Below are 24133 nucleotides of genomic sequence, written 5' to 3'. Positions count from 1 at the left end.
TTTAATCGAAATTCTTTAATCTTTCCCGGAGTTTTTCTGCAATTTTATTCCAAGCAAAACGTTCCCTCACGAGGTCTGCGGCACGGGCAGTAATGCTGCTGCTGGCCTCTGGTGACATGTTTTGGAATTTATAAATCTCACCGGGCATATCCCTTAATGAACTGATCAATATCTGCTCACCATTCACTGCCCCAATCCCTCTGGCCCCAAATTCAGTAGATAATACCGGAATACCTGCCGCCATATAGTCAAACATTTTTAGATTCGTGCCGGAGCCGGATACCATTGGATTTAGTGCAATATCTACCAGACTAAAGAGATAGTTCTTTTCTTCATCAGTTACTGCCCCCAGCAGTCCAACATTGGGGGGGATTTCTTTTTGGGCAAAGGCCAGACACTGACTACCCAAAAGCAAAAATTTAACCTCTGGTATTTGCTTGGCCATTTGAAAAACATTTTCGCAGGCCTCTAAATTTGGTGGGTGCCAACTGCCCATAAATAAAGCCAAAAATTCATTTTCTAAGTCTAATTCTCTCTTATTTTTCCGCCGCTCTTCCCATCCGGTAAAGGGTACACTGGAAAGATCAACACCATTGGGAACAATAATAAATTTTTCTAAAGGTATCTGGTAGAGTTCTGCTAATCTTTCCTTATCCTCCTGGGAACAGGTCATGATAAGTTCACTTTTCTCACAGCTTAACTTTTCTACTCTGAAGACTTCATCTATAAGTTTTTTAGACGATGCGGCCAGTACCTTTGACTTAAGATCAAATTCTACATTGTGGGCTTCGTGAATGACCTTGACACCAGTAACCTCTGCTACCTCATCATAGAGGTAGGGGTGGGATATTACAACAAAATCTGCCCCCTGAAGCCTCCGCCGCAGTGTTTTCCCATACTCTGGTGTATATTGGGACAGCAACGGCATTGTTACATCACCCACTGGCAATCCCACTTGCCGTTCAATGTCCCACTCTTTTTCTTGGTGTTTTACACTTTTGGGTAAGCGAATTTCTCGTACCCCTGGGGCAATGATCTGGTCAAAGGCTGGTTGGTCATAATTGGTGAAGCAAACAATCTCAACATCATAATCTACGGCTAGGTGTTTATATAGATTATAGATTCTGCTTTGTCCACCTCCCATAGGCGGATAAATCGGCATGGTTGTGGTTACAACGATTTTCTTTTTCCGTTGCACCGTTAGTTTTACCTCCAGGAGATTCTTCGCCACCTTTTCCCAATTAATATTCTGCACCTTGCGATAGCCTTCCTGGCCCATCTGAATAGCTGCCTCTTTGTTGTTGGCAAATAAATCCAACTTTTCTGCTATAGCCCAAGGGTCCGGTGGTACGCTGTAGCCTGTCAGATTATCTTTAACAAATTCGTTACTGCCGCCTGAATCCAGGCAGGTGAGGACGGGTTTTTTACTCATAAAGGCCTCTATGGTAATTAGACCATAATCTTCATCGTAGGGCATAAAGGGTACTACCAGAGCCTGTGCATAGTGCTCCAAAAGACGGTCATTATTTACAAAACCCAAAAACTCTATCCTTGGGTCCTTAGCAGCCATTTGCTTCAGTTCTTGTTCCATGGGACCTGTGCCGGCAATTTTGAGTTTTATATCCGATTTTACATATTGCATGGCCTTAATTAAAAGTTTAACTCTTTTGGGGCCGTCCAAGCGGCTGACAGTAAAAATATAATCGTATGATTTTGCTTGATAACCCATAAGAAAGGAAGGATGATGTACTACCTGAGGCACAACCCCCGGTGGAAAATACTCTGTACGGTTTTTTACTGTTTGGGAAATACAGTAAAACCTTTTAATATCTATCATGGCCTGATCATCCAGATAGGTTATAATCTTTTTAATAAAAGGTCCCGGAAACTGGAAAAATTCCTGTGGAATCTGTTTTTCCCTTAAACCTAATAGTTCATCCAGCAAATGATCCACTGAAATGGATTTATGCTCTATGTGTGTCAAAAGGGCATTAATATTTTTGTTAGTCCGTGGAACTTCTGTGCCTAAACCGGTAAAATGATAGGTATCGTAAAGACCCCTTAGCCTATGCTGCAGATAACAGATATGGTTGTCGTGTTTTACCATCCAGGCGGGATATTTGGTAGACAGAACCATGTCAAAATAACTGAGGTCCAGCTTCCTAAACGCAGCATAGGAATTAATTATTTCCCAAAAGTTATTTTCTCTGGAGGGAAGTTTAATCAGTTCTACTGTGTGTGGCGTGTGCTCATTAAGCCAACCTGTTAAGCCCCACAAAAGATTCTCAACCCCACCTATGGTAAAGGGAACCGGACTGGGTCCCACTATTGCGATTCTCATCGACTACCTCCGTGTAGTAGTTCTAAATCAAGGATTACATTGGCCAGTTCTTTAAGAATATCTGAATTTGCTTCCTCTATCTCAAGGTCAACTAATATTCGGGCAATATCCCCCAGAATTTGTTCTTCCATCATACCTCTCCCTAAATAACTTCTGTTAGCTTTGTTATCACGTGGTCCCAATTAATATCCTTTACTTTTACGTAGCCGTTATTGCCCAGTTCGCTGGCAGCAGTGGGGTTGTTGTGCAGTTGATTCATATATTGCCCTAAAAGGGCCGGTTCCGGTATATCCGCAACATAGGCATTGACGTTATGTTCGGCAAATTCTAAAACTCCACCGGAATCTTTACAGGTAATCACCGGCTTACTTGATAAAAAGGCTTCCAGGGTTATATACCCGTAGTCTTCATCATAGGGAGCGAAGTAAACGGCTTTGCAGTTGGCATAGAGTTTCAATAGGTCTTCATCTTTGACAAATCCCAAAAACTTCACCCGATGCTCTAATCCCAGTTCCTGAGCTAACTTCTTAAGATCTCCCTCCATGCCGCCGGTACCTGCAATGATGCATTTCAGCTGCTGATCAGTGTGTTTCAGAGAGCGAAGGAGCAGGTCTATTCTTTTTAGGCCCTCTAATCTCCCCACCGAAAGGATATAATCCCCATATTGCTGGCAATGGTACTTGCCATAGTGCTTGGGAGGATGGTACAAAGGGGTTGAATCCAAGTTATTGTAATATTTAAGTCGGTTTGAGGTGTTTTGGGCAATTGTATAAATCGTCCTGGATTCTGCTAAGGTTTTATTATCAGAACGAATGATTTGCTCCCTAATTTTGTTATCTTCCTCATTGTTCGCTTCGAAATCACTAAAGGGAGTTCCATAAAGATCATAAATTGCCCTATGCTGATGGAACAGCCAGGTTACTTTGTTGGGATGGTTGATCACATAGGACGGGAATTTAGTTGCGATAACCAGGTCGATCTGATTACCAGCAAACTCCTTTATATTAAGCAGCCTCCACATCACCAGATTCTTGATTAATTCCTGTTTAGGACTCCATTGAAAGGGTAGGTTAACTATCTCTACTGCCAAACCCCTCTGGCTAAGTTCCCTGGCCAGAGATTCAACACATAATTCGGCCCCTCCCTTAATAAAAGGAACTCCGGAAAAACAGATGGCCACCCTTTTTTTTCTCAAATTTATTCTCCCCCAAATCTGCTCGGTTACTTAATTCCTACGATGGCATAGTCTTGCGGACCATATAGTAACTGGTTCAAACTTTCAATGCCACGGTTAAACTCTTCCAGGTTCCCACTTTCTCCTCCCAGAGAAAGGTGTGGTATTTTTCTATCTTCAACTGGGTTAGAATAGATAAACTTAATTTCTTTAAATCCCTCTCCCTCCATGAGAAACTGTACCGTCGTAGGGTGAACAGGCTTTTCATGGGACGGATCCATATAAAATTGGTTAGCAAAAATTATCAGGGCATGCAGGTTAACGGTTTCAGCCAGTAAAACACCCGTAGGTTTTAGTTTTCTGTAAGAGAGTCTGATCAGGTCTATGATTTGTGCCGGTGTAAGATGTTCAATAACTTGGGCTGCAAATATCCCATCTAAACTATCATCAGCCTGAGTTTCCAAATATACAAAAAGATCACTTTCAATCACTGGCAACCCAAGTCCCTGGCAGTAGTTGACCATCTCCCGGTTTATATCAATGCCAGTAACTCCAACACCGTTCTCTATAAGCAACTCAACAAATTCTCCCCGCCCACAGCCGATATCAACCACATTGTTTTTACCCTTGAATAACTCCAGGTAATCCTTCTGTTTTTCTTTAACGGACTCACGGCTGCCCCTAAAACGATGTTCAAACATAAAATAGTCAAAATCCAAGGCTTTATCTTTATCCGAAACAATTACTTTTTGAGGTACTATATCAGATTTTGTTTTATTTGTGTCCAGTTGTCTTAAGCGGTTGGCTATATATGTCACTTGGCCTGTCATTTTTTCTTCCAGATCGCTTATCTGCTTAATTATGTCAGCCAGATCTTCTTTGTCCACCATTTTACTAATATCACTTTGCTGTTCTCTTTGTTTTTGAGAATGTATCCTAATCAAATCCCCAACGGTGTTCAAGGTATTGGTAATGTTTGAGTTAAATTCCCTTTGTTGATCAAAGGGTGGGTTTATATACCACCGTAAAAATTTGCGAATTACTTTCTTGCCAAATACAATAAACCTACCAAATATTTTTCTATGCGAGGTAATAATCCTATCCGTCTGGATATTCCATTTTAGATTATTATTACGGATCTCTATGTCCATTTTGGAAAGCCTTTCAGCTTCTTCATCTTGGTTGCTAGTTTGCAATTTAAGACTCGGGCTAGGATTATCCTTTCTTATTTGTCTCATCTTTTCTTGAATTTTGCTTACTACCTCTTCAGTAGAAAGTAAAGGTTTGTCCATTTTATCCTCCTTCGGGATTACCTTACCACAACAAAGCTTACAGTTTTTCTAAAGCCTGTTTATAACCCTTAGGCAGTGTTTCAAGAGGTGGCCTATAGATAGATTCTATAGAAATATATTTTTCCGGGTTATGCTTTAAATGTTCCATTGATTTGCCTAAAAGCCCGACAACAGACCCCATATTACGGGCGGGGTTGCCAACAACCACTGTATCCGCATGGACATCCTTAGTAACAACTGCCCCAGCTCCAACGATGGCATTCTCGCCAATGGTTACACCAGGCATTATGATAGCTCCGGTTCCGATATAGCTATTTCTTTTTAGAACAACTGGCATTTTCTTAATTGGAAAATCCACCATGTTGTTTAGGGAGGAATCATGGCCAAGTATCTTCGCCCCATGGGAAATTACTACATAATCCTCAATGGTAATTGTATCCGGCATGCCCGGCTCTAGCCAAACACCGTAATCAATAAAAACATGCTCGCCAATGGTTATCCCATAACCGCGATAAAGTTTTATCCTTTCTTCCACTGTAGCCGGCAGCCACATAGCCATCATGAGCAAGGCATGATGGGGAATGGTGTTTTCAGGTTTTATTTTTATTTGATTGTCTAAGTTGTTTAGCATGTCTTTAAACAACTCGGTGATCATAGGCTTCACCTCATAGATATTCAATTTGCCATTTGTGTTTTGGTCGGTAAATACCAATATCCAATATGGGTGATACCACCTCAAACTCCAGGGCCCGGCGCATGTAGTCATACTGATGCTGGTCTTTGCCGGCAACTCCTATATCCAGCCAGTACTTCCCTTGAATTAGGTTTAGGTTGTCTAAATCTACCCTGACGATGGCTCCTTTATTTATGTCTAGTGTTTTTATTCTGTCAATCATGGTATGGGTGCCATAGCAACATGTGCCGTCAAAGGAATATATGGAAAACCCAAAAACAGGATCTTCAATAGGTTTTACACTCTTGAATTTTAGATATAATGTTACGCTGTCACCTGTTTTAATTATCCGTCTCTCCTGTTGGGTATCTTTATCATAGAGCATAATTTCTTCCAACTCAATTTCCCTGGTACCCCAACGGTTGTCCGTTGACGATTCCGTATTTGTTACCTCGGGGGCAACAGCCGTTGTTTCTTCATCTACTTTAAGGGTTGCTGTTTCTTTTTGGGACTGGCTAACCCGTCTTTCTGCATTGCTGTCATTGTAATTATCAATCACCTGAGATGGTTTTCCAATTTCCCTAATAATGCCATTTTCTAACCATACCAATTCTGTGCATAACTTTTCCAGGGATGTCAAATCGTGACTGACAATGACAATGGTTTTATTTTTTCCTTTAAACTCTCTAATTTTATTAAAGCACTTAATTTGAAAATTTTGGTCTCCCACGGCCAAAATTTCATCTATAAGGAATATTTCCGGTTCTACATTGATGGCAATGGAAAAAGCCAACCTCATATACATACCGGATGAGTAGGTTCTTACCGGAGTATCTATAAATTTTCCCAGCTCTGAAAAATCGATAATATCCTTCAGTTTCCTGTCAATTTCTTTTTTACCGAAACCTAGTATGGCAGCATTCATATAGATATTTTCAAGACCGGTAAAGTCCAGGTGAAAACCCGCCCCAAGTTCAAGTAAACTGGATACTTTACCATTCACCTTGATACTCCCCTGATTGGGATAAATAATTCTGGTCATTAGTTTTAGTAACGTACTTTTACCAGAACCATTCTGACCGATAAGCCCAATGGTCTTACCTTTCTCAATCTTTAAATTGATTCCCTTTAATACCCAGAGGTCCTCATACCTGGTACGGTTTCGGAATAGCATCGTTTCCTTTAAGGTGGGAGTTCTATCATGGTAGATTCGATACTTCTTCCAAACATCATTTATTTCTAAAGCATAATCCATTCAAACCTCTCCTAAACTACCTCTGCAAAATCTTTTTCCAAACGTTTAAAAAGGTAATAGCCAAACCCTAGAATTATAACTGAAAGTATAAAAAAGCTTATTAGGTGTAAAAGGTTTGGAAATACACCCCGATATAATATATCCCGATAGGCAGATACCATTAGAGCAGCTGGGTTAAGAAAAAAGTATTTTTGATATGCATTAGGTACCATTTCCATCGGATAGACAATAGGTGTGATATAAAACCAGGCCATAACAAATATACCCCATAAATGTTCAATATCCCGCATGTATACATTGATAGAGGAAATTATAAAGGTAACCCCAAGGGTAAAGAAAAATTGTATTACCATCACGATTGGCAGAGCAACAAGATTAATGGTTAAGGGTATTTTAAAGACAAGCAAAGCGGCCATTGCAACAAGCAGACTTAGAGCCAGGTTAATAAAACCTGACACGGCTATGGATATGGGTAATATCTCCCTGGGAAAATAAATCTTTTTTACCATGTTATTATTAGCAATTATTAAGTTTGCCCCTACCTGGGTGGTGGTGGCTAAATACACCCAGGGGAGGAGCGCAACAAAAAGAAACATAGGATATTTTTCAACATTCATTCTTAAAATGGTTGAGAATAAAAAAGAATAGACCACCAACTGTAGTAAGGGGTTTATAAATGTCCACAAAAAGCCCAAAGCTGAACCTTTGTAGCGGGTTCGTAAATCCCTCTTAACCAGATTTTTTAACATTTCCCGATACATGTATATTTCTTTAATCCTATGCAGCATGCCATTGCTCCCTCTTGATGGGATGAATTTATTCACCTGCAGCCAGGTGTTTATTTCTGCCATATTTATCTTCCAAACGAACAACATCATCCAGTTCCGGTGTAGATACTTCTAAGATAGTAACATCGGTGATGGCCTCTACCCTATGTACGGTACCGGCCGGTATATCCACTACCAAACCCGGACGAATGGCTAACTTCTTGTCGTTTATTTCAATATAGCCACTGCCCGTTGTAAATACCATGCTTTCACTTTTTACTTCATGATATTGTTTACTTAAACATTGTCCTGCTTTGACAAAAAGAACTTTGCCAACATATTTTTCTGTGACACTCCACCATACTTCGCGGCCCCAGGGTTTTTCCTTTGTCTTGCAGTCCCAAGGCAGGCTATTGATGTCTACCCCTTCCTTTTTCTCCCTCTTAACAGAGGTAAGGAAGCTTTCCAAACCATTCTCTTTTAATTCTTTAAGAACAGCTTTTAAATCCTGGGTGCGACCCTTGTCGGCAACTAGCAGGACATCCGGTGTATCCACCACCAGGGCATTTTCTAGGCCAAAAGTTACAATTAACTTGTCATCGGACTCTGACCGGATAATGGAATCTTTCGTCTCCATCATCACAACATTACCCTGGATTAGGTTACCGCTATCATCGGTGGGATTAACCCTTTCCAGTGATGTCCATGTTCCCAGATCATCCCAACCAAATTCTCCGGGTACCACATATATTTTATCTTCCTTTTCTAGAATTGCATAATCTATAGAAATTTTAGGTAAATTTTTGTATATTTGTTCTAGGGTAGAATAATAGTTTTCTTGACCAAGATAGGTTTTCAACTGATTAATTCGTTCGTAAATATCCAAGCAGTAACGTTGCAGGCAGTTCATCAGAACAGATGTTTTCCAGACAAACATACCGCTGTTCCAAAGATATTCACCGCTCTGCAAGTAGTGCAAAGCACGCCCAATATCTGGTTTTTCAGCAAACTGTTCTACCTTATAGGTGGTAAACCCCTGCTCCTGTAAGTCTAATTCGCAGCTGCTCTTAATATAGCCATAGCCTGTTTCAGGTCTACTGGGTTTAATACCGATGGTAACCAGCCCATTTAGGTGTTCTGCCACCTTTGCTGCGTAGTGTACTGTTTGACAAAATTTATCCACATCAATAATTAGATGGTCTGCTGCCAATACCACCATTAAGCTGCTGGGGTATTTATTTTCCAGATGCAGGGCTGCCAATGCCAAACAAGGAGCAGTATCCCGCCCAAAGGGTTCAATTAAAATATTTTCCGTGGGTACCTCTTGTACTTGCTCCGCCACCGTGGCCACAAAGGCTTGATCGGTAACAATGTAGATGTTTTCCGGTTTAGTTAATTTCAAGGCTCTGTCAACGGTTTGCTGCAGCAGGGTTTTATCCCCCGAAACCCGCAAAAACTGTTTTGGTTTATCGGTACGGCTGTAGGGCCAGAATCTTTCTCCTTTGCCCCCTGCCATTATTGTAACAATTAATTCAGTCACTTTGCTGCCCCCTTTAGTTAGAGTGCTGTTTAACTTTGGACCGCCACCAGTTCAAGGTGTCTAGAATACTCTGTTCAAAATCTTTGGTGGGTTTCCAGCCCGTTGCTTTATGTATTTTATGATTTGAACCAATAAACAGCGGCACTTCTGATGGACGCATTCGTTTGGGGTCCACTTCCACGGTAATGGGAACGCTTGCTTGCCTAAGCAAGCTATCTAGAATATCTCCCGCAGAATAAGCAACGCCGGAACAAACATTGTAGATCCCCGGTTCCGGTTGTTGTTCAATGATAAATGAATAGGCCTTTACTACATCACGTACATCGGTAAAATCCCGATAGGCAGTAAGGTCGCCTACTTTTATAAAGGGTTTCCTTAGGTTGTTTTCAATTGCCGCGATTTGGGAGGCAAAATCACTGACCACAAAACCAATTTGCTGCCCTGGTCCAAAGTGATTGAATGGACGCATATGGATTACTTTTAGTCCAAAGCGTCCGCCCAATTGCAAGGCTAGCTGCCCCATGGCTAATTTACTTGTGGCATAGGGGTTTTGTGGTAAACAGGGTTGTTCTTCTATCAACGGAACACCCTGTTTACCCGTAAGACCGTATTCTTCACTGGAGCCCACTGTTATTAGCAGGGCCTCCGGAGTTATATTTTTCATGGCTTCTAATAAATGAATGGTTCCCATGGTATTAATATCAAGGGTTTTAGCAGGGTCCTTCCAGGCCAGCTTTACCATGCTTTGGGCCGCCAGGTGAATGACTGCTTCGGGTTTGGTCTTTTCCAACGTCTTACTGATACTTTCCTTATTGGTTATATCCAGACTTAGCCATTGAACATTCGCTTGGGCTTGGGTTCTGATGTGTCTGGTAGCTGCAAACAGGTTATGTTTTCCTTGCAAAAGACGCAGCAGGTGGATTCCCACAAACCCCCCGGCTCCAGTAACTAGTATTCTCATATTACCTTACCTCGAGCCCAGCATTTTAATCTCTCGCTCTACTCTTTCCATATCGGCATCAACCATCATATGAATTAATTCCGCCAAACTGGTTTTAGCCTCCCAGCCCAGTTTTTCCTTCGCCTTGGCCGGGTTCCCCAACAACACCTCAACTTCCGCCGGTCTATAGAACCTGGGATCAATCACCACATGATCATCATAAAAAAGACCCACATGTTTAAAAGCAATGTCGCACATATCACGAACGGTGGTGGTTCTGCCTGTGGCCACAACATAATCATCGGGGGTTTCCTGCTGCAGCATGAGCCACATTGCCTCCACATAATCACCGGCATAGCCCCAGTCCCTTTTTACATCAATATTGCCTAAAAAAAGTTCCTTTTGAAGCCCTAACTTGATCCGAGCAACTGCATCGGTGACCTTTCTAGTCACAAATTCGATACCACGAATAGGTGATTCATGGTTAAATAAAATACCACTGCAGGCAAACATTTTAAAACTTTCACGGTAGTTAATCGTTATCCAATGTCCGTATATTTTGGCCGCTGCATAAGGACTTCTAGGATAGAAGGGTGTTTTTTCGGACTGCTCAGCTTCCTGAATCAGACCAAACATTTCACTGGTGGAAGCCTGATAAAAACGTATGGACGGATCGGTTAACCGGATGGCTTCTAGAACATTTACTACCCCCAAACCTGTAACCTGGGCTGTTAGGATGGGCTGTTCCCAGGATGTCCCCACAAAGCTCTGGGCCGCAAGGTTATAGATCTCTCGTGCCTGGGATTTTTTTATGGCTCTGATAAGGGAGGATACATCCATGATATCTCCCTCGATGATTTCAATATCTTGATCTATATTCAGGTACTGCAAACGCCAATTCATACTGGAACTGCGCCTTGGCATGAAACCATATACACGGTAACCCTTTTCTAGCAATAGTTTAGCTAGATAGGCTCCATCCTGGCCGGTAATACCTGTTACTAATGCTGATTTATTCATGTTGAACTCCCTTCGAATTAAAAATCCAGCAGGTACTATCTCACATGCAATTGTCAAAATAATTGGCTTAATAGGCACCTTTCCCGTTTAATACAACTGAAACCGTTCTTAGTAATATCTCAATATCCAACCACAAGGACCAATTTCGTACATACCATATATCCAATTGCACTCTTTCATCGTAACTCACATCATTGCGACCGCTAACTTGCCACAAACCCGTGATACCTGGCAAAACCATGGTGAAATCTTGGAAATAGCTACCATACTTTTCAATTTCATCTTCTATAATGGGCCTAGGACCGACAAAACTCATTTGCCCCAGCATAACATTTAGTAATTGGGGAAATTCATCAAGGCTTGTCCTCCTTAAAAACTTTCCTACTCTGGTTATTCTAGGGTCGTTTTTTAATTTAAAATCTGCTTCCCATTCTTTGCGAGTTTGTGGATCACTGTCTAAGATATTTTCTAATACCTTTTGAGCGTCCATAATCATGGTGCGAAACTTAAAACAATTAAATGTCTTGCCGCCGTGCCCAACTCTTTTTTGCGCAAAAATCACTGGCCCTTTTGAATCCACCCTAATTGCCAACGCAATCACTCCGAGAATTGGTAAGATAATGGGCAGCAATAATAGGCTGACACTTAAATCAAATATGCGTTTGAAGATTCGGTTTGATACAGATGCTAGATTATTGTTAATAGAAAGGATTAATGTCTTTTCGTTAAAGAAATAACCAATTTTTATGCTTGTAAGCGGTAAACCGACCAAACTAGGTATGAGCATAACGTTAGCACATTTTTGCAATTTATTCGTTAGGTCTACTAGCTCAAGATCATCCATATCAGGGGCAACAATGATTACGTCTTTCACGTTTGTCCGCTTAAGCACCTCGGTAGCATCTGCAAATTTCCCTAAAACAGGTATATCATGGTTGCTATCTGAAGTCCCCTTTTCTTTTTGATTATTGTATTCTAATAATCCCATTGGGTAAAACCCCATATTAGATTCGCGACTTAAGGCACTGCTTATTAAGTGGGCCGCTTTTCTTGTTCCTAAAATGATAATCGGCTTTTTCCATAAGCCTATCTTTACTAGCAACTTTTTAAAGAACATACGTATGATTGGAAATATAATTACCAAGTAAACATACGTCATTAGGATTAACGGTCTGGAATTAACATTGGCAGATTTATTAATAAAAATTACGAAGATGGTAAAAAAGATTGCCCAGGTAATCCCTCTAATAATAGCCTGAATTTCCTGCCAAAAGGGTTTTCTCCCGTGGTAAAGTCCCTCACGGGCCAATACTATGACGCATAACAAGGGAAACCACCAAATGTTAAGTAAACTCTCCGGAGTAATAGTACTTTGGAATGCCAGGTGTACCTGAGGCAGCACATATAGTCTTGTGAAGTAAGCCAGTATAAGTGACAAGTAAAGAATTATCAAATCAGATCCCAGTATCAACAGAATGGCAAAAAGATTCTTGGTACGAACTCCTACGGAAAATTTTTTCTTTATTTCCCCAGCCCTACCTGTTTTCAAAAATTTTGTAGCTTCTCGTTGCGGCACACCGTGCATATTTTCTCTCCTTAATAGAACTCATTATTTTCAGTTAGTCTGAAAATAGCATGGTCATTCGACGGTGCCAGACACCTCGGTTCCTTACTGCCCAGAGGTCAGACCCTTGGTTAGTTTGTTTTCATTCTTTGCCTGTGTCGTTAACGACATGTCGGTCTTTTATTTGATTATTTAAAGAAACACCAATACCTGCAACAATCCAGAAAATAACGGATGTTCCAATAACCGAATCATTAAATAGAGCTTGCACTAGGAAGGTAATATAAAAAAGAAACAGGGCAGGAAAGAATATAATATCGCTTCTTTTCTTAACAATATTTATACAGGTATTAAATATGTGGGTAACAAATAATACTAACAGAGAGCATAAACCTATGATACCTATGCCAAAACCAATACCTAGATACATGTTATGTGGTTTGTCAACTAAAGTGTTATAAGAAAAAATACCAGAAATCTTATACTTATCATTTTGTGGAAAATAATAAGTTATTGTATCAAAACCATAACCTACAAATGGTTTTTGAAGCATTAATTCTAAGGTTTTTTGCCAAATATAGGTTCTGCCTGTTCCTGAGGAAAAAGCCGGTTCTGGTAAGTCAAACTCATCTAAGGCAGTCATACTACTGGCTTCAGCGAATTTAATCAAGTCAAAGGGTCTCTGTTCAAAACTTACTTGTTCTTGTACTGCCCCATATAAATTATCAAAAAATTTAAATGTCTCACTAGAGACTCTTTCGTTATGGTTATTCATGAGGGTGAATATCAGAGAGAATCCTACGAATATCACACCAACAGTTACAAAGGCTTTAACTTTGTTTTTAGCAAGAAACAGTAAAAAGAATAAACATACTGGTAATACCAGCGCTAAGCTAACAAAGCCACTACTGGAAAGTGACGATAGCAACAGCGCAAAGGAAATAATCGAGAACAAACCACAACTTATTTTATTTTTAGCACTGTCACTTATGGCAGAAAGATACATAAACATTACGGTACAAGTACCGGCAATACCACTTAAATAGTTGGGGTGACTTAAGGTTCCCATGATGACACCTTTGCCTAGGTTTTCTAAGTTTGCTGGTAACACAATATTACTGGCTATAAAACTGGAAACTACATCATAGCCCCAGAAATTACTAAGGCTGAGTATAACATTAACGCCAACAAATATTCCAATAGCGATGGTAATTCTTTTTAAAAGTTGTTTATTAACGGTTGTATTGGCAGCAATAAAAAATAATAATAAATAACAGAGATATGTTATTGCTCCTTCAAACCTATTATACATTCCTTTTACTGCTATGCTTTTATAATCGGCACTGAGAGCTGATACCAAAATTATTACAGCAGTGATTAATAAAGGTATATTTATGTAGCTGTTTTTGATCCTATGACCAGCAATTATCTTGGCTATAAATAATATTAGTGCAACAGATGTGCATATCATTAAGAAGACCCATTTATAGTAACTAAAAATATCTGGCTTTAACCCAGTATCAGCAATATTATTAATAAAGTCTGGTGCAGCAAAAACAACAACTTTGGCTCTGATGATTAATGGTATTATTGCCACTGCAAAAATAAGTACCCAATGTATGTATGAATCAATCGTGCTAGGTCTTTCCTTACTTAGCATCTTCTATCCCTTCTTCCCCTTTGCAACTACTTCTAATAATTCTCGGGATTTTTTATTTATTTCCGGTTGGTTATATTTTTGACTTTCTAAGAGATACCTTTCTGCTACTTCTAAGTTATTGAGGTAATATGATATTTGACCATACTCGTATAAGTACCTGGGGGTCATGACTAAGGCCGGCCTAATTTCCCTAGCCAGTCGCATCTGCTCCTCTGCTTCTGTATATTTTTTTTGGTTTAATAAAATAGTCCCATAATGCCATTGGACTTGATAATTTTTTTGGTATTGAGGTAGCAGTCTTTGTATTAATTTTTCAGCATCGTCGTAGTTACCCTTTTTCTCCAATTGCTGTGCTGCCATAAATATTTGATAGTCTTCAATGAACTTTTTATCTTGTTCTTGACTGGTTATTAATATAACTATTATACATGCCAGTGAAATGACTAAAAGACCAACAAAGATATATGTGTTGTTTAGGGGTTTGTGCTTACTCATATTACACCTCTCATCATGAAGCCATTGATTCGTTAGTTATTATCTAATCTCAACGAACCTTTTAATATCCTCTAACTTCTAATACTTCTTGTAATATAAAGGATATCCTCTAGGCAATTTGTTGTAATTTATATATCAAGATCCAACTATACCACAATTATACTTTGTTTATGTTCTCAGATAGCTAAAAAGTGCCTTAGACTAAGGCACTTCCGGTTGATAAAAAGTTATGTTTATTAGCCTTTTTTATTGCTCTGCGACAATACATGGTTTTTTAGACCTTCGAGGTCAACTTTAAACCCCATTATACTCGCAACTTTATTCAGCAATATCTTTTGTTGACCGTATGTCCCATTGGAAAGGAAAACAAACGCAAGATCTTGTAATAGTTTCAACTTGTAATTGTTATCCTTTTCTTCAATAGGCTTAAGCAAGTCTTCCAGAGGAAGCTTTAAATTTATCTGCCGCCAAACTTTGTCCAAGTATGTCTCGGGGACTTGGTAATTTTTTAATATTGTTGCTACCTGCCCTTTTTGAGAAGGTGTCACTTTTTCATTACTGGTTGTAAGACTTAGGAGAATTCCTATATACTCAACTTTATCTGCAACGTCCTTCATCGTTATTGCACTCCTCCAATCATTGTAGTTACCTTATAGCTATTATTTAATATACACCTCATGAATATTACAATTATAATAATCTTATTGTCCAGTTACTAATATCAGCGTTATTTATCAGCACGGTATCCGGCGGGAAGGTAAAGGTTCTAAAAAAGAAAGTGCCTGCTTCAATGATATTTCGACCTATGTCAAAAAAACCATGGGCCATAGCTTGTCCACTAGCATCTATAACAGTAATACCAAACTCTTGCCACAGTAATGATTTTTCAACATTACTTCGAATTAACAGTGATACCTGTAGTGTTCCCTCTATTTGTTGCTTAATATCATAGGGAATTACCCTTAGTTCTCCTGCTGCCAAGGGGGCATCTCTTCTAATAAAATCCTTTAGTTTTTCTAATTCCTCTGAGCTTAAGGGTTTCGGTAGGGTATCCTCTATTTTAGGAAGATATACCTGGTTTATATCCTCCTCTATGGCTAACTTCCATTTATGTTGATGAATATCTTCAGCAAATATATTTTCATTATTAAAATGTACTTGCCAGGGGCGAACACTACGGGGAGGAATCTGTCCCATCTCTACTAATCTAAATACTTGGCTGGCTAACACTTCTTCGGAATTATTCATTACTTTAAGGGTAAGGTTGCCAAAAATAATTGCCCTATCAAGATAGTTTCTAATATAGAAGCCCACTTGTAAAAAATCCTCATATTTTACAGTAAATATCCCATCCAAAGCTACACTGGTACCAGATTCTACAGCCGGGAGTTGGGAAATCTCTTCAAGGAGTAGTTTCTTTTCTAGATCAGATGTTTTGATTATTTTATCCGGATGCAAAGAAAGTGAAAGGCCATTTTTCTGAATCTGCTCGTTCATTATATAATCCCCCTGTTCGAGTATATATGCATCATTAAAAATCATTTTGGTAATTACGCTTATTTATTATACCAGATACTTTACTCCAAATGCATCAAAATTCCTGTTTCTTCGTTGATACTGGACAATATTTGATTATTTCATAGTAAATAAAAAAGCCGTGACTATGCAGTCAACGACTTTTTTGAAACTTCTTTTGCTATTTGGCAGGAATTACACTTAGTTCTCCAGTAAGACGATATAGGGATTTTAATGAAACTGCGTGCGTGGAAGCAACCTCAAGTTTTCCATTCTCAATCTTTTTCAATAGTTCCTCCACAGACAATACGGCATCTCTGGTAACTAAACCCTGTTCATACTGGATCTTTATGACCCTTAGGTTTTCTTGCAGTTGTTGTAGCTGCTTGTCTAACTCGATATATTTTTCTTCCAGGGCCAAAATGCCGTGGCAGAGTTCTTCCACTTGAACTTTCATGCCTTCCCTGGTGTCGGAAGCAGCATTGTGGGCCTGGGCTTCAGACTTAATTCCAATGTCAGACCAGTATTCAAAGTACTTAGTCAAACTTGCTAATTTTGCACCTTCATTGGCAGTCCACATTTCATAAGAATTGTTAATTGCCTTGAGAACCTGTTCATCGGTTTTAATGCCGGATGGAGCAAAGACAATGGCATCGGTGAGAATTGGCCGCCCAGCAAGGTCTTGACCTATTAATCTATTTAAATTACTATAGGAATTTTCTAAATTCATGTCAGCTTCTTTTATTGCCGCCCTATCTGCCGCTACAGCAGTCTCCGCAGCCAATATATCAGCTGCGGTGATCATACCCACAGCGGCCTTGGCATTGGTTTGCCCTAGTTTTATAATGTTTTTAGCTTGAGTAAGTTTCTTTTCTTCCAGAGCTGTTTTTTTCTTAATTACTTCATAGTAGGCTTTGGTTACATCCACCACAACTTGCCTTTTGTCTGCCTCTAACTTTTTCTTTCCTTTTCTATACTCAAAGTCGACCCCATAAAAGGCTTTGAATGTGTTGGTGTCTTCCGGGTTATAGTCGTAACTAGTGGGGATATACTTCATAGCTTGCTGGGCATTATCACGTTGTATTTCATTTTGATCAATGCTTAACTGTTGATTTTTAATTGTAGCACTATGAGCTAACGCTTTTTTAATAGCTTGGTTTAAGTCTAGAGAGGGGTCGGCGGTATTGTCTTGTGCAAAGGCAGGAACAGTAAGTGTAAGGGTAAGCAATAGTGTCAGCCAGATATACCGCTGAATTTTTAAACGCACAAATTTTCCCTCCTAAATGTTAGATTAAGAAAGCCCAGACCAGTCGGTCTGGGCTTTCTTTAATTAGTTGCTTACTTGACTACTTAATTATTGAGAAATTACAACCTGACCGTTAGCATAGCCAACCATTGCGCCAAAAGCTTCAGCTACGAAACGTGCGGGCAACATGGTGCGGCCGTTATTAACTTCAGGAGCAACGTCCATGGTTACGGTGGAGTCGTTCTGAGTCAGAACAGTGCTTCCGATAGTCAGGGTAACAACGCTTTCACCTTTGGTGAGGGTTACAACGCCGTTTTCAAAAGCAATGTCTTCTTCAGCTACGCCCAGAGCCAGAGCTAAGTAACGAACAGGTACGTAGGTGCGGCCTTCTTTAATGTAAGGAGCAGCATCCATAACCTTGGTTACGCCACCAGCAGTGTAGATGGAGGAGCCTACGTTGAAGACAGCGGTGCCAGCTTCAGGAGCAGGAGTTACAACGGTACCTACAACTACTTTAACTACGTTATCGGTATCGAATTCACCGGCATCCAGAGTGCCTACGTTACCTTTGTCGTCGCCAGTCGGCTTAGCATCATCTAACCAACCTTCGGACTCCTTGTTGTTTTCAACCAAAGCATTACCCATAATCTTAGCTTCTACGGGACCTTCGGGAACTACGCGGTTAATGTCCACGATAATGTTAGAGATTTTAATTTTGCTGGCTTTGCTGGACTCGGAGTCAACAGGGATGTACAGGTAGCTACCACTGGTATCGATGTTATCTTCGTCGATTTCCAGATTGCCTTCAGTAACTTCGACTTTAGGATTGGCACCCCATTCGATGTTAGCTGGTAATTTAACAACGATTTGACCATCTTTATTGTAGGAATCTTTCTCAAGGATGTTTCCAGCAGCAGTTTCGGTAATGATGATATCAGACATCGGTTGATCTTGAACACCAATCTTTAGCTGAGCTTTGGCAACAGATTCAACGCTTACAGGTGCAACAGCCTTAGCAATTACAATTTCACCTTCACCGCCGGATTTACCGGATACAACTGCTTCGATATCGCCAGACTTGTTGGCCTGTACAGATACTTCAAAGTCAACTTCGATTTTAGCAGCGGTCTTTTTGGTTCCATTCTCAATGTTCAAGTCGATGGTATTGTCTTCACCGTCATACTCATCTACTTTAACATTAAAGCTATTGTCACCTTTTTTAACTTTAGTTTTTACTTTAGTAATTTTTACCCAAGAAGGAAGCTCGATGGTAAGGTCACGACCAGCAATCAAGGTGCCAGGTACAGCTTCCTCAATGGTCAGGGTACCAGTTTCTTGTGCATATTGACCAGCCACTACAGTTTCAACATCATCTACGGCCAGTTCAATACCAAAGTCAGCGTAAGTAGCTACTATTACATCAGCGTCATCAATTTCATCACCAGAAACGTTGATTTCTATATCGCCATAATCAGCTTTTTTGTCAGCTTTGAAGTAAGGCACAACGTAGATAACGCCACGCTGGGTTCTGCTAGATGCAGGGTCAATGGTAATGGTTAGGTTTCTATCACTAATTTCAGCTTTTACAAAATCAGCAGGGCTGAAACCGCCACTGAAGGTGATATAATCTTTAACATCGTCGTATTTTGTGGTTTTATAATCAGAACTCCAAACGAAATTGTTAGGTAACTTCAATTTAATTTCTTGCTCAGAAGTGCCGATAGCATTAACTGAAGTTTCTTCAATTCTAATGGTACCACCTTTAGAGAAGCCATCACCCATGGTTTTGGTGTCCATGGCGGTGGTCACAGTACTACCACTGCTAACGCGGGCAATTAAATAATCACCTTCGGTTACGCCAGAGTCTCTTCCATCGATGCTAACCTTAATATCACCTTCAGCACCGTCCACAACAATGGCCATATCAATATCTACCACATCTGCTATTTTAGAAGCCTTACTGGTAACTGCATCTGTAAATTTAAGTTCTAATGTTTGGTCGTTAACTAGTCTTGCAGTTACGGGGCCATCAATGTAATCTCTAACATCTAATTTGTCATCGTTGTTTGTGCCGTCAGCCCACTCAACATTGCTGGGCAGGGTCAGTGTGAAGGTTTCACCAGATGTGAAATCGCCAGCATAATCCTCATCTTCGCTAATGCTCAGGGTACCGAGCTTGCCTTCGTAATCATCAGCCACATTAATTACTTTGCTTACACGGTTGTCAGATGCTGCAAAGGCAGGGCCTGCAGCAATTGGAAGAACCAATGTTCCTACCATGGCAACAGTTACCAAGGTGGATACTACTTTTCTAGTTCTTTTCAAGATTCTTACCTCCTATTGAAAATATTAATATTTCCTAGCTCAGGACCCTTCGGTCTGCTAGTCCTTAGTTGGTTCGGTAAGATTAGCCAGCTCTTATTTTATCTGCCATCTTTACCGTTTCATAGACATAGACGCAGGGGTTTCAGAAAAGGTTCCACGTTTTTATAAAAAAATTATTCTGGCCGACAAAAAATATCTGCTTGATATCCATTGTCAAGCGCATGCTGAGCATCTTTAAACCAAACTCGATCGTAGTACTTGATTTCTTTTGCCTCGCTGCAGGATGGCCAGTGGAAGATATGGGTCTTACTATCACCGACATAGAGTCCCTGACTCTGATCCACTGGCGGTTCTACTCTTCGCTTTGTAATGGCTTCGCCCTGTCGTTCTATTACTGCCTCATATGATTTGCCATCGGTTGTAACTACCACGGTACCGTTAGCTGATGTGGCAAAAACTTTTGCACCGGCATTTTGGATTCTAGAAACGGTGTCCGCATGGGGAAAGCCATATTTATTATCTTTGTCTACCGATATAATCACGGTTTCCGGTTGAGCCTTCTTTAATAGCGCTTCGCTTGAAGATTTATTACTGCCAGCATCCGCGGCCAGTAATACTTGAACAGGTTTATTTAAATCTAGTTGCCCATCCAGTGGGTAACAAAGCCCTCCCATAAATAAAAATCTGATATCACCAATGGTTATGAGAGTCACAGCTGATTTTCCTGCAAAATCTCTGCCCCATGTCCCTGCTTGGTTAGTCAAGATGCTTATAGTGGCTCCCGGAAATTGTATCGTTTGATTATTAGCCACTTCCCACTTGGCTTCTGTTTCCTTTGCTGCTTTTTGATACTCGACATAATAGCTTTCCCCAACAGCGGCATTGCTATCAATAATTCTTTCTACCTTGTATTTTTTTAAAATTTTTGCAAGACCAGCCATTTGACCGGCTCCCGGATGGGTATTTATTACCAATTCCAGGTCATCAACCTTTTGTTTTCGTAATACTTCAAGTACGTTTATATAGGTTTTTTCGTTACCACCATTAATTAGAATATCCGTATGGTTGGGCAGTTGAATATAGGTAGCATCACCGTTGCCTACATCAATATAGAAAATTTTTGCATAATCTTTGGTAGTTAGTTTAATTTCTCCTTCTGTATATTGAACATCCAACCCCAGATTCTCTGAAATAAAGCGCAACGGCACCAGAGTTATTCCATTCTTTAGAAAAGCAGGTGCATCCAGCGAAACCTTATTTTCATTAATATATGCTTCATTTTCTGCTAATTTCATGCGAATTATTTGATCATGTTTCTGAATACGTACAGTTTGAATACTGCTATCAAAGCCTACTTCGCAGCCTACTGCTTCAGCAATTACCCTTAATGGCACAAAGGTCCTTCCCTGTTCAGTAACCGGTGGTTGAGTAAGAACTATTTTCTGTCCATCCAGCGATATACTTTGACTGGCTATGGCAGGTAAAGGAAGTGAAACTAGGAATCCAATTAATAAAGTCATCAGAATTCTAAGCATTTTCGCTCCTCCTTTGTTATATTTATTTTGTGAGTTATATTTATCCATTAAGTATTATGCTAATAAAGCAACCATTATTTTAAGTATTTTTATTGCAAAGTTAACGAAATAACCTGTTAAAGATTAAGCCATATAAACTATCTACCCCATAACCTTCTTAAACAACTTCCCACTCTTCTGCTTCGGCAGCACATTCATCATGGCCAAAGCCTTCCCTGTCCCCTGAGCCACACAGGAAATAGCATCATCCGCTATATAAACTGCCAAACCAGTTTCCTCTGAAATCAGAATATCCAACCCATGCAGCAAAGCACCACCACCTGTCATCACAATACCCTTGTTCACAATATCTGCCGCCAATTCCGGCGGGGTCATTTCCAGCACTTCTTTTACCGCACTGATCACTGCTTCCAGGGGCTCAGCTATGGCATTATAAACCTGGTGACTGCTTACTGTAACAGCCTTGGGTAGCCCAGTTATCAGGTCGCGGCCGCGGATTTCGGTGACTCTTTCGGGTGTCTTCTCTGGAACAGCGGTGGCTACTTCTACTTTGATTTCTTCGCCGGTGCGTTCGCCGATCATGAGGCTGAATTCTTTCCTTATATAGCGTACGATGGCTTCGTCGAATTTATCACCACCAACGCGGATGGAACGGCTGCAAACGATGCCGCCGAGTGAGAGTACTGCAACGTCGGAGGTGCCGCCGCCGATGTCGACGATCATGGAGCCGCTGGGTTCGGCGATGTCGATGCCTGCGCCGAGGGCTGCGGCCAAGGGTTCTTCGATGAGGTGGGCGGTACTGGCTCCGGCGGAGACGGAGGCTTGGCGGACGGCCCTTTCTTCGACACCGGTGACGCCGGAGGGTATGCAGATCATGACCCGGGGGCGGAAGAACCACTTTTTGCCGTTGGCTTTATTAATGAAGTAACGGAGCATTTTTTCGGTTACGTCGTAGTCGGCAATGACACCTTCCCTGAGGGGGCGGGTGGCGACAATGTTGCCAGGGGTACGGCCCAGCATGCGGCGGGCTTCTTCGCCTACGGCGATGATTTTGCCGGTGTCTTTGTTAATGGCAACCACCGAGGGTTCCCGGAGTACGATGCCTTTTCCTTTGACAAATACCAGAACACTGGCGGTTCCTAAATCTATTCCTATATCGGTGTTGAGACCAAACATTTTGGTGTTCCTCCTAGCTTGTTGTTTGTATTGGATCGGTAGTTCGCTGACCTGCGTTTTAGCGGTCACTCTTGTTAGCCGCAGCTTTATTGCATGTATTTCTTACGGTTCTGGTACACTAAGGGTTGCGGATATTACATAACGTATCGAATTTCTTAGCTCCTGTGTTGTTTTCAAAAAGCTAAAAGATAATAGCTAAAGGCTTGACCCCAAAGCATTAGCCTTAAGCCTGGGGCTTGTCCCTTACGTAGTGCCCTCAAGCTGGGGTGGTTGTACTAGGTCTATGAAAAGAAAAACAGGAATGGCAGATTATCCTAAAAATGTAGGATTCTCTATTTCCTGTGTAAATCCCTCTTTATCTACAAAATTTCTCTGTTTTTTGACTAACTAATTTCTTTATACTTTCTACGAGTGGCTTCTCCGCCCCTGAGGTGTCTTTCTGCCTTGTTTTCGTCTAGTATGGTTTTTACTTCCTGGGCCAGGTGTTTGTTTAGGGACGGGAGTCGTTCTGTCATGTCTTTGTGGACCGTGCTTTTGCTAACTTGAAAGACTTGAGCCGCTTTTCTTACGGTAGCCCTGGTCTCTAAAATATACGCACATATGTCCAGCACCCGCTTTTGGATGTAGTCCTGCATTTTACTACCCCCCATTTGAGAAGTGAGACGTGAGATGTTAGAAGTCAGAAGTGTGAGAATGGATGTCTTCTTTGGTATTACTTCACTCCGAGCTACTTTTTACTTAAATATATGCGGGGGGGTAGGAGAAATGTCACAAAATAAAAAGAAAATGGCCTTAAATTGGCCATTTGGATGAGCAATGACAAGTTATAATTTATTTCCAGTAGATATTAGGATCTACTGGTTCACCGTTTTTGGTGATTTGGAAGTACAAGTGATTCTCTAAAACACCATTGGTTCTGCTGTTTTTGCCCAGGGTGCCAAGGATTTGGTTTTTGTCAAGCTGTTGTCCTGTTTGGACTTGAACATTTTCTAGACCGCTGTAGGAGGATTCCCAATTGTTATCGTGTCTTAGGGTAACAACCATGGTGTTGTTTTCTGCAGTGGAAATCCCGGAGACGGTCCCGGCCAGTGCCGTTTTAATTTCTGTGCCTTGGTCGCCGGCTAGGGCAACTCCCGTGTTATAGCGATAGTCTTTAAAGACTTCGGAGAAGGTCATACCCACTCCTGTGAGTACATGACCCATGACTGGTTTGACCATTTCCTCCGGGTTTACATTCGGTTGTGTTACGGTGGTAGCATTTTTTACTTTGGGTATTGCTGTCTTTGTATTATTTTGTTCTTGGGTGGTTGGTGTCTTTTGGTAGTCCTCTTTAATTACTTGGTTGGTATTACTTCCTGTGACGGCATCTTTTACTGTCCGGTCATTTTGCCAGTTGTATATGCCGTAGGCGGATAGAAGGGCTATGACTAGCACTGCACTGATTCGTGCGGCGGCATTAAACTTGCCATTTCCTTTGAGCAGCCATTTTTTTAACCATTCACGGTATTTTTTCATGAGGTCTTGGTTGCGTAATTGGTTGCGTAGTGAATTTTCGAAGGGCCACATAGTTTCATCCCCTTTGGTAGTCGTGCTTCGTTGGTTATAGTATTGCCAG

General features: G+C 40.8%; 21 protein-coding genes. All 21 read right to left on the bottom strand.

Annotation, left to right across the window (positions count from 1 at the left end):
* Window position 1: 1 nt before the first annotated feature.
* A complete protein-coding gene (locus tag V6C11_RS13060) occupies window positions 2-2341 on the bottom strand; it encodes a glycosyltransferase family 4 protein (RefSeq protein ID WP_333531618.1) in 2340 nt (779 codons plus the stop codon).
* Window positions 2338-2472 carry a hypothetical protein gene (locus tag V6C11_RS13055; RefSeq protein WP_333531616.1) on the bottom strand — a complete coding sequence of 45 codons (135 nt, stop codon included), beginning with the start codon at window positions 2470-2472 and terminating at the stop codon, window positions 2338-2340. Before V6C11_RS13055 ends, V6C11_RS13060 begins: the two co-directional genes overlap by 4 nt.
* Window positions 2473-2483: 11 nt before the next feature.
* On the bottom strand, window positions 2484-3536 hold the full coding sequence (locus tag V6C11_RS13050) for a glycosyltransferase family 4 protein (protein WP_333531615.1): 1053 nt from the start codon (window positions 3534-3536) through the stop codon (window positions 2484-2486).
* A gap of 26 nt (window positions 3537-3562) precedes the next feature.
* Window positions 3563-4807, bottom strand: coding sequence for a class I SAM-dependent methyltransferase (locus V6C11_RS13045; protein WP_333531614.1), 1245 nt, complete (start codon window positions 4805-4807; stop codon window positions 3563-3565).
* A 37-nt stretch (window positions 4808-4844) separates the two neighbouring features.
* The gene (locus tag V6C11_RS13040) at window positions 4845-5462 is read right to left on the bottom strand and encodes an acyltransferase (protein WP_333531613.1); all 618 of its coding nucleotides are present in this window, start codon (window positions 5460-5462) and stop codon (window positions 4845-4847) included.
* 10 nt (window positions 5463-5472) lie between these two features.
* Entirely contained in the window at window positions 5473-6735 is a 1263-nt protein-coding gene (locus V6C11_RS13035) for an ABC transporter ATP-binding protein (RefSeq protein ID WP_333531612.1), read from the bottom strand.
* 11 nt (window positions 6736-6746) lie between these two features.
* Window positions 6747-7586, bottom strand: coding sequence for an ABC transporter permease (locus V6C11_RS13030; RefSeq protein ID WP_333531611.1), 840 nt, complete (start codon window positions 7584-7586; stop codon window positions 6747-6749).
* A complete protein-coding gene (locus V6C11_RS13025) occupies window positions 7552-9042 on the bottom strand; it encodes a mannose-1-phosphate guanylyltransferase/mannose-6-phosphate isomerase (RefSeq protein WP_333531610.1) in 1491 nt (496 codons plus the stop codon). Before V6C11_RS13025 ends, V6C11_RS13030 begins: the two co-directional genes overlap by 35 nt.
* 13 nt (window positions 9043-9055) lie before the next feature.
* Window positions 9056-10003, bottom strand: coding sequence for a GDP-mannose 4,6-dehydratase (locus V6C11_RS13020; protein ID WP_333531609.1), 948 nt, complete (start codon window positions 10001-10003; stop codon window positions 9056-9058).
* Between the two features lie 6 nt (window positions 10004-10009).
* Window positions 10010-11002, bottom strand: coding sequence for a GDP-mannose 4,6-dehydratase (gene gmd / locus V6C11_RS13015; protein ID WP_333531608.1), 993 nt, complete (start codon window positions 11000-11002; stop codon window positions 10010-10012).
* Window positions 11003-11069: 67 nt separating this feature from the next.
* Window positions 11070-12587 carry an undecaprenyl-phosphate galactose phosphotransferase WbaP gene (gene wbaP, locus V6C11_RS13010; protein WP_333531607.1) on the bottom strand — a complete coding sequence of 506 codons (1518 nt, stop codon included), beginning with the start codon at window positions 12585-12587 and terminating at the stop codon, window positions 11070-11072.
* A 121-nt stretch (window positions 12588-12708) separates the two neighbouring features.
* On the bottom strand, window positions 12709-14226 hold the full coding sequence (locus V6C11_RS13005; RefSeq protein ID WP_333531606.1) for an O-antigen ligase family protein: 1518 nt from the start codon (window positions 14224-14226) through the stop codon (window positions 12709-12711).
* 3 nt (window positions 14227-14229) lie between these two features.
* Window positions 14230-14721 carry a tetratricopeptide repeat protein gene (locus tag V6C11_RS13000; protein WP_333531605.1) on the bottom strand — a complete coding sequence of 164 codons (492 nt, stop codon included), beginning with the start codon at window positions 14719-14721 and terminating at the stop codon, window positions 14230-14232.
* A gap of 236 nt (window positions 14722-14957) precedes the next feature.
* A complete protein-coding gene (locus V6C11_RS12995) occupies window positions 14958-15338 on the bottom strand; it encodes a hypothetical protein (RefSeq protein ID WP_333531604.1) in 381 nt (126 codons plus the stop codon).
* Between the two features lie 73 nt (window positions 15339-15411).
* Window positions 15412-16218: an SLAP domain-containing protein gene (locus V6C11_RS12990; RefSeq protein WP_333531603.1), complete on the bottom strand. Its 807-nt coding sequence runs from the start codon at window positions 16216-16218 to the stop codon at window positions 15412-15414.
* A gap of 199 nt (window positions 16219-16417) precedes the next feature.
* Window positions 16418-17503: a TolC family protein gene (locus V6C11_RS12985; RefSeq protein ID WP_333531602.1), complete on the bottom strand. Its 1086-nt coding sequence runs from the start codon at window positions 17501-17503 to the stop codon at window positions 16418-16420.
* A gap of 87 nt (window positions 17504-17590) precedes the next feature.
* Window positions 17591-19807 carry a copper amine oxidase N-terminal domain-containing protein gene (locus tag V6C11_RS12980; RefSeq protein WP_333531601.1) on the bottom strand — a complete coding sequence of 739 codons (2217 nt, stop codon included), beginning with the start codon at window positions 19805-19807 and terminating at the stop codon, window positions 17591-17593.
* Between the two features lie 173 nt (window positions 19808-19980).
* Window positions 19981-21342, bottom strand: coding sequence for a stalk domain-containing protein (locus tag V6C11_RS12975; RefSeq protein WP_333531599.1), 1362 nt, complete (start codon window positions 21340-21342; stop codon window positions 19981-19983).
* Window positions 21343-21483: 141 nt separating this feature from the next.
* Complete coding sequence (locus tag V6C11_RS12970) at window positions 21484-22518, bottom strand: rod shape-determining protein (RefSeq protein WP_333531597.1); 1035 nt, start codon at window positions 22516-22518, stop codon at window positions 21484-21486.
* A gap of 383 nt (window positions 22519-22901) precedes the next feature.
* Entirely contained in the window at window positions 22902-23153 is a 252-nt protein-coding gene (gene spoIIID / locus V6C11_RS12965; protein ID WP_333531596.1) for a sporulation transcriptional regulator SpoIIID, read from the bottom strand.
* Between the two features lie 196 nt (window positions 23154-23349).
* Complete coding sequence (locus V6C11_RS12960; protein WP_333531595.1) at window positions 23350-24084, bottom strand: M23 family metallopeptidase; 735 nt, start codon at window positions 24082-24084, stop codon at window positions 23350-23352.
* Window positions 24085-24133: the final 49 nt, after the last annotated feature.

The sequence above is a fragment of the Desulfotomaculum sp. 1211_IL3151 genome (genome assembly GCF_036763075.1).
Lineage (GTDB): Bacteria > Bacillota > Desulfotomaculia > Desulfotomaculales > Desulfotomaculaceae > Desulfotomaculum.
This window is presented reverse-complemented; position numbering and strand designations above follow the sequence as displayed.